Source organism: Limnofasciculus baicalensis BBK-W-15, assembly GCF_024178385.1.
Lineage (GTDB): Bacteria > Cyanobacteriota > Cyanobacteriia > Cyanobacteriales > Coleofasciculaceae > Limnofasciculus > Limnofasciculus baicalensis.
In genome coordinates this window covers 1-7,270 of sequence record NZ_JAMZMM010000319.1, presented here as the reverse complement: position 1 = coordinate 7,270, position 7,270 = coordinate 1, and the positions used below count along the sequence as shown (strand labels likewise).

7 protein-coding genes are annotated in these 7,270 nt (G+C 40.9%); 3 read left to right on the top strand and 4 right to left on the bottom strand.

Annotated features, from left to right (window positions below; genetic code table 11):
* Positions 1-481 precede the first annotated feature (481 nt).
* Entirely contained in the window at positions 482-1,027 is a 546-nt protein-coding gene (locus NJ959_RS23165; RefSeq protein WP_373693699.1) for a DUF6932 family protein, read from the top strand.
* A 136-nt stretch (positions 1,028-1,163) separates the two neighbouring features.
* Here NJ959_RS23165 and NJ959_RS23160 read toward each other — a convergent pair whose 3' ends face one another.
* The gene (locus NJ959_RS23160) at positions 1,164-1,370 is read right to left on the bottom strand and encodes a hypothetical protein (protein WP_254014107.1); all 207 of its coding nucleotides are present in this window, start codon (positions 1,368-1,370) and stop codon (positions 1,164-1,166) included.
* Between the two features lie 83 nt (positions 1,371-1,453).
* The gene (locus NJ959_RS23155) at positions 1,454-2,641 is read right to left on the bottom strand and encodes a hypothetical protein (protein ID WP_254014106.1); all 1,188 of its coding nucleotides are present in this window, start codon (positions 2,639-2,641) and stop codon (positions 1,454-1,456) included.
* A 100-nt stretch (positions 2,642-2,741) separates the two neighbouring features.
* Between NJ959_RS23155 and NJ959_RS23150 the strand changes: the two genes are divergently transcribed.
* On the top strand, positions 2,742-3,365 hold the full coding sequence (locus NJ959_RS23150; protein ID WP_309242697.1) for a helix-turn-helix domain-containing protein: 624 nt from the start codon (positions 2,742-2,744) through the stop codon (positions 3,363-3,365).
* Between the two features lie 41 nt (positions 3,366-3,406).
* On the opposite strand, the gene NJ959_RS23145 is transcribed toward NJ959_RS23150, so the two are convergent.
* Both NJ959_RS23145 and NJ959_RS23140 read right to left on the bottom strand, forming a co-directional pair.
* Positions 3,407-3,817, bottom strand: a complete 411-nt coding sequence (locus NJ959_RS23145) for a putative toxin-antitoxin system toxin component, PIN family (RefSeq protein WP_254014105.1) — start codon at positions 3,815-3,817, stop codon at positions 3,407-3,409.
* A 1-nt stretch (position 3,818) separates the two neighbouring features.
* Positions 3,819-4,046 carry a hypothetical protein gene (locus NJ959_RS23140; protein ID WP_254014104.1) on the bottom strand — a complete coding sequence of 76 codons (228 nt, stop codon included), beginning with the start codon at positions 4,044-4,046 and terminating at the stop codon, positions 3,819-3,821.
* 525 nt (positions 4,047-4,571) lie between these two features.
* Here NJ959_RS23140 and NJ959_RS23135 point away from each other — a divergent pair.
* Positions 4,572-7,270 (top strand): transcriptional regulator (locus tag NJ959_RS23135; protein ID WP_254014103.1); only part of this gene is annotated, 2,699 nt, incomplete at its 3' end.

Here is a 7,270-nt window from a genome sequence, read left to right as displayed (position 1 = left end):
GAAGAAGAGACAGGTTGCGATCGCTCAGGCAATGATTGAGCTAACATCCAAGGTATAAACAAGGATGCTGAAACCAGAGAAATTGTCCATACTATCGATTTATTAGCTACTGGATTCTGAGTGGGCAGGCGATTCATGAATAATAACTCCTTGTTTGGTTTGGACTAGTGGAGCGCGGCAGAAGTTTCCGATGGTTTCTGGAGATGGGGGGATGGAGAAATGGGTGGATTTTGACTAGTCCACGCAGGCCTAAGTTATCCTACCATTTTCTTCTTTGGTTGATGACAATTGCGGGACTTACACAAAGCCTTTATCTGTAGTGCGTTATGCTCTGCTAACGCACCCTTCACTCTACTAATAGTGTGGCGGGATCAGTCATAAATTGTTGAGATTTTACCCAAAAGAAGCGTGTTTGAGTTATAAGAATAATTGTGATAGGGTTAATAGTTGGACAATCAATTTGTGGCGTGGGTGTGAGGAAGTGATTCCAGAATTTGATGAAAACGGTAATTTACCACCAGGGATTCATTATTGCGAATGGGAGGAGTTTAATGATAGATTTGGTACTACTGCTACGAGGCGGCGGATGATAGATGGATTGGAACTGGCTATCACCCAATTAAAAGCAGATAGAGACTCATATCAAAGTCAAGTTGACGAATTAAAATCAGAAATAGCTGAATACGAAAGACTGATTAAGTGTGACAAAAGCCAGTCTATTTCAATTAAGATTGACAGTTTAAATAAGATACCAGATGCTTTAATTAAAGCTAGAATAGCCGCCAAAATTAGTCAGGAAAAACTAGCTGAGATACTAGGAATTGAAGAAGAGCGAGTTAAGGAGTATGAGGATACAGATTATCAATGTGCCAGTTTTGTAGAAATCCTGGAAGTTAGCACAGTTTTGGGAGTGGAATTTGAAATGGCTGTGATGCGGGTAGATTTTGAGGAAATAGAAGCTGTTAAGGGAAGTGCGGAAAAATGGCGCAAGAGAAAAATGATTATGACGGCTAAGATAACCTCGTAGTCTAATGACAAAGTTGGAGCAGAGAGAGTTTGGTGATTTTATCAAAAATTACCATAAATAAAAAAGGTTAAAAGGGAATTATAGTTTATTAATTCAATTATAATTCCCTACAATAGTATTATCAGACTCGTCAGGATTAAAGATTAGCTGACCTCACCGAATCCGACTCGTTATCTGCCTGAATAGACCAAGGTTGCAGTGGTTTTGCTGACTCTAAAACATGAGTTTCAACAAAAATACCGCCGCTTTTAAACTTTCCGCGAGTTTTATAAACATCAAGACCAAATGGGGTAAGTTTAGTTAACTCATTTATATCTGCTTGTTCGTGCTTATGATCGCTCATTTTTTCCTCCTTTTTTTCTATTTGAACATCCGCCCATCCAGCCATTGACTGGGATTGACGAATCCTGTGACTTCGCCATCTAGTTAAACGGTTACAAAATTGCGCAAGTTGGTGTATATAGATTGCGCTTCTGGCGAAAGATTACTATTTGGATAAGCAAGTTGATACCAATATCGACCAACTTCGCGTAATCCCTCAGTTCCTTGACTTCGTGCCTTAAACTCTTGTTGATTAAGTTTCTCAGCCGCAGCAATTAAAGCTGGTCTTACCTGAGTTATTTTAAACCGATGAAATATTTTTTTATTAGGATCGATACAGAATACACGAGATTGATTTAGGGTTTCAAAAAACATCAATCCTACTGAAGTTTCACGAATACTTTGATGAGTCTTAATAGGCTCTACATAAGCCCTATATCCATAATAAAAAAACCTGATCGCAAATACACTAAATGCGAATAGATCCGCTTGATAAGAGGTCAAGTTAAGATGCTCTGTCCACCTGATAGCATTAAGGCAAGCACGAAATTCTTCTACAGCCTCATGAAGTACACAAGTCTTGTATTTATCGAATGGCCACGATCCAGCAAAATGCCCGCGATTGTGTGCTTCAGCGTGGATCATTGCAAGTAGCTTTGCTTGCTGCTCTAATAGGTAATTGTCAATTTCTTGTAATCCATCAATAACTTTTGCTGCTCTATTGATTGCGGTATTAAAGTTCTTTTCAAGAAGTGTAGCATTAAGAACTAACCTTTGATCGAAATCTTCAATATCTCCCTCAGTTCCTTTATAACCAACTTGAAAAACCGCAAAATCATCAACTGTTTTGTCAATTTCAGAACCATTAGACTCTGCTGATTCGCTAAAGTCTGATAATGCAAGTGGTTCAATGAACATGAGCGGCTTTGGCTCATGCTTACACATTAGTATTGAGTCATCGCCTACTCTAGCACTTGCTCGATCAAAACGAGAACGGACTTCAGATATCTCAGATGAAACTTGACCTATCATCCAAGCATAACGCTTATCACCATTAACGATTACAGGTGCTATCCATGCAACGGGCTGTTGATAGGTAACTGGCAAATCAAATAAATACTCATTTATTATTCGATTGTTACCCTCGATTGAGCATATTAGTGCATGACAAAGGTCATCAGGAAGCGCGAGTGCCTTGATACGCTGAATTAAGACTTGCTCTTTTAAGCTATCTGACAAGCGGAACAGGTTCAGTAGTTCCAGCCATTGCGTCTCTAATTCATCCTCAGACATCAGCATTTCACAGCCACCCTCTATAGCCAACGGACTTTTTATGCTATTGTTAGGATAGCTCAACCGCACCGCACCTGAAAAGCCAAAAAAGTGGGAAAAAGTGGGATCTTTCTCAAATCTTCATCCCAGCCAAAAAAAAAGTGGGAAAAAGTGGGAAAAAGTGGGCTATAGTAACCATAGTTGTCTCATCTCCCCACCTATGGACATTCCTCAAATATTGCAATTTGTCGATGAAGCTATCTACACCAAGAAAGACAAGCATCTAAATGACTTGCAACGGAGGATTATCGCGGGAATACTGAAGCGTCAAAAGTATGCTAATGTTTCAGAAACTTATGGTTATAGTGCCGATCACGTTAAAAAAATCAGTCACGAACTTTTGCAAATGTTATCTGATGTCTTTGGCGAACAAGTTAAGAAAAGCAATCTTGAATCTGTATTAGAACGGCAAATAAATCAGAAGATAACAGCTAAAAAAACTGGGAACAAAAGTGCCCAACAAAACATTATAAGTATAGGTTACATCAACAGTTGCCCTACTTCCTCTACTGCTAACCTAGAAAAAAGTGAGGCTGTAACTCCTGACTTCCAGCAACAGAGCCAGAATCCAACTAAGATTGAAAAAATTGATAAATTACGGAAGTTTGGCTTAAGCGACGAGGAAATTGCAGAGGTGTTAGAGATATCTTTGGATCTAGTTACTCAGGTAGACTTGGATGAGTGAAAAAGCACCAACACCCAACGTCAGCAAGAGAATACCCGCCGCTACTCAAGCTCAATTCTTCTCAACAACTCATCTGCTGCGATTACCACCACACCACGAAATGGGTGCAATACGAGCAAATCTCTGTCACCACTGATGATGTACTGTGCTTCTCCATTCAATGCCAACTCCAAAACCTTATCATCTTTTGGATCGCGGCACTCTTGCACATTCTCAATTATCTCAACTAGAACTGATCGCTCCACTAAAGCTTCTAAAAATTCCTCTCGTGCCTCACTTGTTACATACCGATTGAATCTTTCACGCCCCAATACCTCATTCAACTCCTCGATCAATTCAATTGATAGTAACACCTCTCCGTTTGCTAAAGCATACCGAAGGGCTTGAGCAGGTTTGCTATTCTCAAACAGAAGCGCACTGATAATCACATTTGTATCAAAAACGTATCGCACTTCACTCCTCATTTAGAATTGAATCCAAAATTTCTGGGGTTAACCCTCGCGCTTGAGCATTCCGACTAATCTCACTCATCACCTCCTCTAGGGATCTTTTGCTGCGAGTCGCATCACTAAGTTTAAGGCTAAGTAATACTTCCAATTTACGACGATGTTCCTCAGAAGCAGCCTCAAACATACGGGCAACTTCAGCATTAACGCGAATTGTGATAGTTTTGGTTTCCATATTTGCTGTAATGAAGCACTTCTGTCTGAAAAGACTCAGATAGTTTTTCTAATTTTTCTAAAATAACTAGCTCTATTTTTATTTCTACTTGCGATTTGCTTGCTCCACGCGCTAGCCTACGGCACGCAGCGAAGGATGCGATCGCAAAGCCACTCATGCCAGAGGATCGCTACCCATTCACCCCATCATAACACCCACACCCAACGCACCAACAAAATACACGCCGCAGCCATCAAAAAACAGGCCGCTACCGCCACCCCAATTAATTCCATCTCCCCTCCCCTCGCAGGGGAGGGGCTGGGGGAGGGGTCAAGATTCTGCACTCAATCCTGATTTCCACCGATATGTCAGGTATAACTGCCTCTATAGTAACCTAGGAAAGGTGAGTTGTAGAGACGTTCCAATAGAACGTATGTACGGATCGAGCGTTAGGGGGAACAGATCAAAAAATTTCCTCTCACCTAGAAAAAAGTAACTTTTGGTCAAACCAGAGGTAAAGAGTGGCTGTTAGGAGGGGCGGAGTCTATGGTGGTACAAAATAGCGACGGTTTAAGTATGGCAGATGTCTTAACACTGCCTGAGCTTCAGCGACAAATTGCTCTATCTATTCAACGGAATCAGGGATGTACCCTGTCAGAATTATTAGGATATCTCAACCTCGCTGAAGAATCTGTTAGTAGCGAACTTAATATCTTAGTTGAGGAAGGTTATGTTTCTGAAACTAGGGTAGCAGGTTCCTCGCGCTACTACATTACACTAGCAGGAAGAGTAGGAATGAGGGGATCTCAAACTATTCATCAATCCCTGACTCCAGGTAAGCCTCTCTCTACTATTATTAATCCCTCTGGCGAATTTGCTGTTACCCCTGGCTCCTCTTTAGAATTGTGTGTCACGGTGACAAATGAGGGAGATCAAAGTGCCCTCATTGATATTTTTATTGATGAAACATCTGAACCCTTGCGCGGGTGGTGTCTTTCTCCTCGCGAACGTTTGGCTTTAGGAAGGGGACAAAGTGGTGAAGTAATTTTCCAAATTCAGATACCTCTTGATGCGCTACCAGGTACTTACAATTACCTGCTACTGGTGGATGCTCAACAGCATTACCCAGAAGATACTCCAATCCAGCATCAATCTCGGTTTCGGGTTCTACCTTTTGTCCAGGAAGCTGTTAGAATTAATGACCCTAGTTTCAGTATAATACCTGTCACTAGCTCAACAAATCCTCACTCTTTGCAACCAGGGACATCCCTACCAATACAAGTTTTCGTTCATAATCGTTCCGATCGAGTAGATCGATTTCGCCTCACTTGCCCAGATCTCAATCCGAAGTGGTTTACTGTTATTTATCCGGAAGGATTACCGGAATTAGGAGTAGTTCGAGATACAGATGCGCTGGAATTAAACCCAGGTGACAAGGGGCAAATTCAACTAATTTTAACCCCACCCCCAGATGCAGTTGCTGCTGTTTATTCCCCGACAATTCGTCTGTACTCTCTATATAATCCTGACTTGGTGCTGTTGGAGCCAGTCTATTTCCAAATTGAACCTCTCTATCTCCTGAATGTAGAATTAGTAACTTTAGTCGGGAAGATTAACAATCGCGCTGGTTTATTTGAGCTACAACTTTACAATGGAGGTAACTGTCCTCGCGAAATTGTTCTAGAAGCGAAAAGTGTTGATGGGGACGATCTTTGCACTTATACCTTGACACCAGAAAGGGTGCGGCTCTTACCTAAAAGTTATGGAATTTCCACTTTACAGATAGAAGCGACTTCAAAGTGGTGGAAGCGACCTTTTTACGGACGAGTTTTCAACTTTATTGTCGAACTCAAAGATACTCAGCAGTTTCCTCTCACCAATAATCGCTACCAAGGCACTTTAATTTGGGAAGGTCGTCCCTGGTGGCAGTTTTTACTAGTTATGTTAGGTGTAGTTGGACTAGTTGGTGCGTTAATTTTACTAATTTGGTGGTCATTTTTTCGACCAAAACCACTACCACAAGTTGTCGATTTTGCTCCTGCTAGCAGTAGTTATTCTGAAGCAGAAGGGGATGTGGTGCGGCTGAATTGGAAAATTGCTAATCCGAATAGATTGCAGTCATTAAAGCTGGAAGGATTATCGCCAGATGGTATGGTAATTACCAGCCCAATTCTTTACGATTTTAGCAAAGGTTTACCCAGCGAATTGAAGAGTTTCTGCGTCCAAAAAGTAGTGCTAATCTGTAAGAATGTGCCAACTGATGCCCGTCGCTCTGGTAATTATATTTTTCAACTTACATTAGTTCCCCTAGGGAAAAAAGGAGTAGCCTCTCAGACTCTCAAAACTAGTACTATTCAGATTGCACCATTTCCTTTACCCAAGATTCTTGAGTTTGCTTCCCCCCTACCCGTTTACCAAGAGGCGATTAGTCAAACGACTCCGCCCACGAGTAGTCAGAAAGTTAAAACTGCTACTACCCAAAACCAAACCCCAACTCAAACCTTAACCCAAGCCTTAACTCAAACTCTGATTCCAAATCAAACCCCAAATCCAACCAAAACCTCAACTCAAACTAAAACCTCAACTCAAAGCTCAACCCCAAATCAAAATCAAACCCAAACGCCAACTCCAACTCAAAGCCCAAATCAAACGCCAAATCCAACTCCAACTCAAAGCCCAAACAAAGTTATTAAAGTTGACCGAATTTTACTAAATTGGAAAATTAGCCATCCAGAAGAAATTAAAACATTAAAATTAATTGGAAGAGATTCTGAAGGGGTAGTAAATGTGCCCGAAATATCCTTCGATTTCAGCATGGGAGTCCCTCAAGTACTGTGGAAATTTTGTCAATTAACAGAAGAGGGATTAGTCTGCCGAAACTTACCTACTAATGCGACTAAAGCCGGGACTTATATTTTTGAATTAACTATAATTACTAAGCACGGAAACACAGAAGTATTAGAAGCCAAGAAAACCGATCCAATCAAAATTGAAGCCGTACCAGTACCAATTGAAATTATTGAATTTAAGCTCAATAATGTAGATCCCTTACCAAAATATCGAATCCCCATCGATCCTAAACAACCCATTGTATTACTAATATCTTGGAAAGTTAAAGGAGACAAAGATACTAAAGTAGAGATTTTACCTGCTCCGGGTACTGTGCCCCTTGACGGAAAAATTCCTTATCCTCTCAGTCAAGAAGCAGGTACGGAAACAATTACTATACAAGTAACAAACAAGGC

Bases quoted from the DNA above. Each gene is read 5' to 3' on its own strand.
- NJ959_RS23160 (WP_254014107.1), bottom strand. From the start codon at position 1,370: ATGAGCGATCATAAGCACGAACAAGCAGATATAAATGAGTTAACTAAA.
- NJ959_RS23155 (WP_254014106.1), bottom strand. From the start codon at position 2,641: ATGTCTGAGGATGAATTAGAGACGCAATGGCTGGAACTACTGAACCTG.
- NJ959_RS23140 (WP_254014104.1), bottom strand. From the start codon at position 4,046: ATGGAAACCAAAACTATCACAATTCGCGTTAATGCTGAAGTTGCCCGT.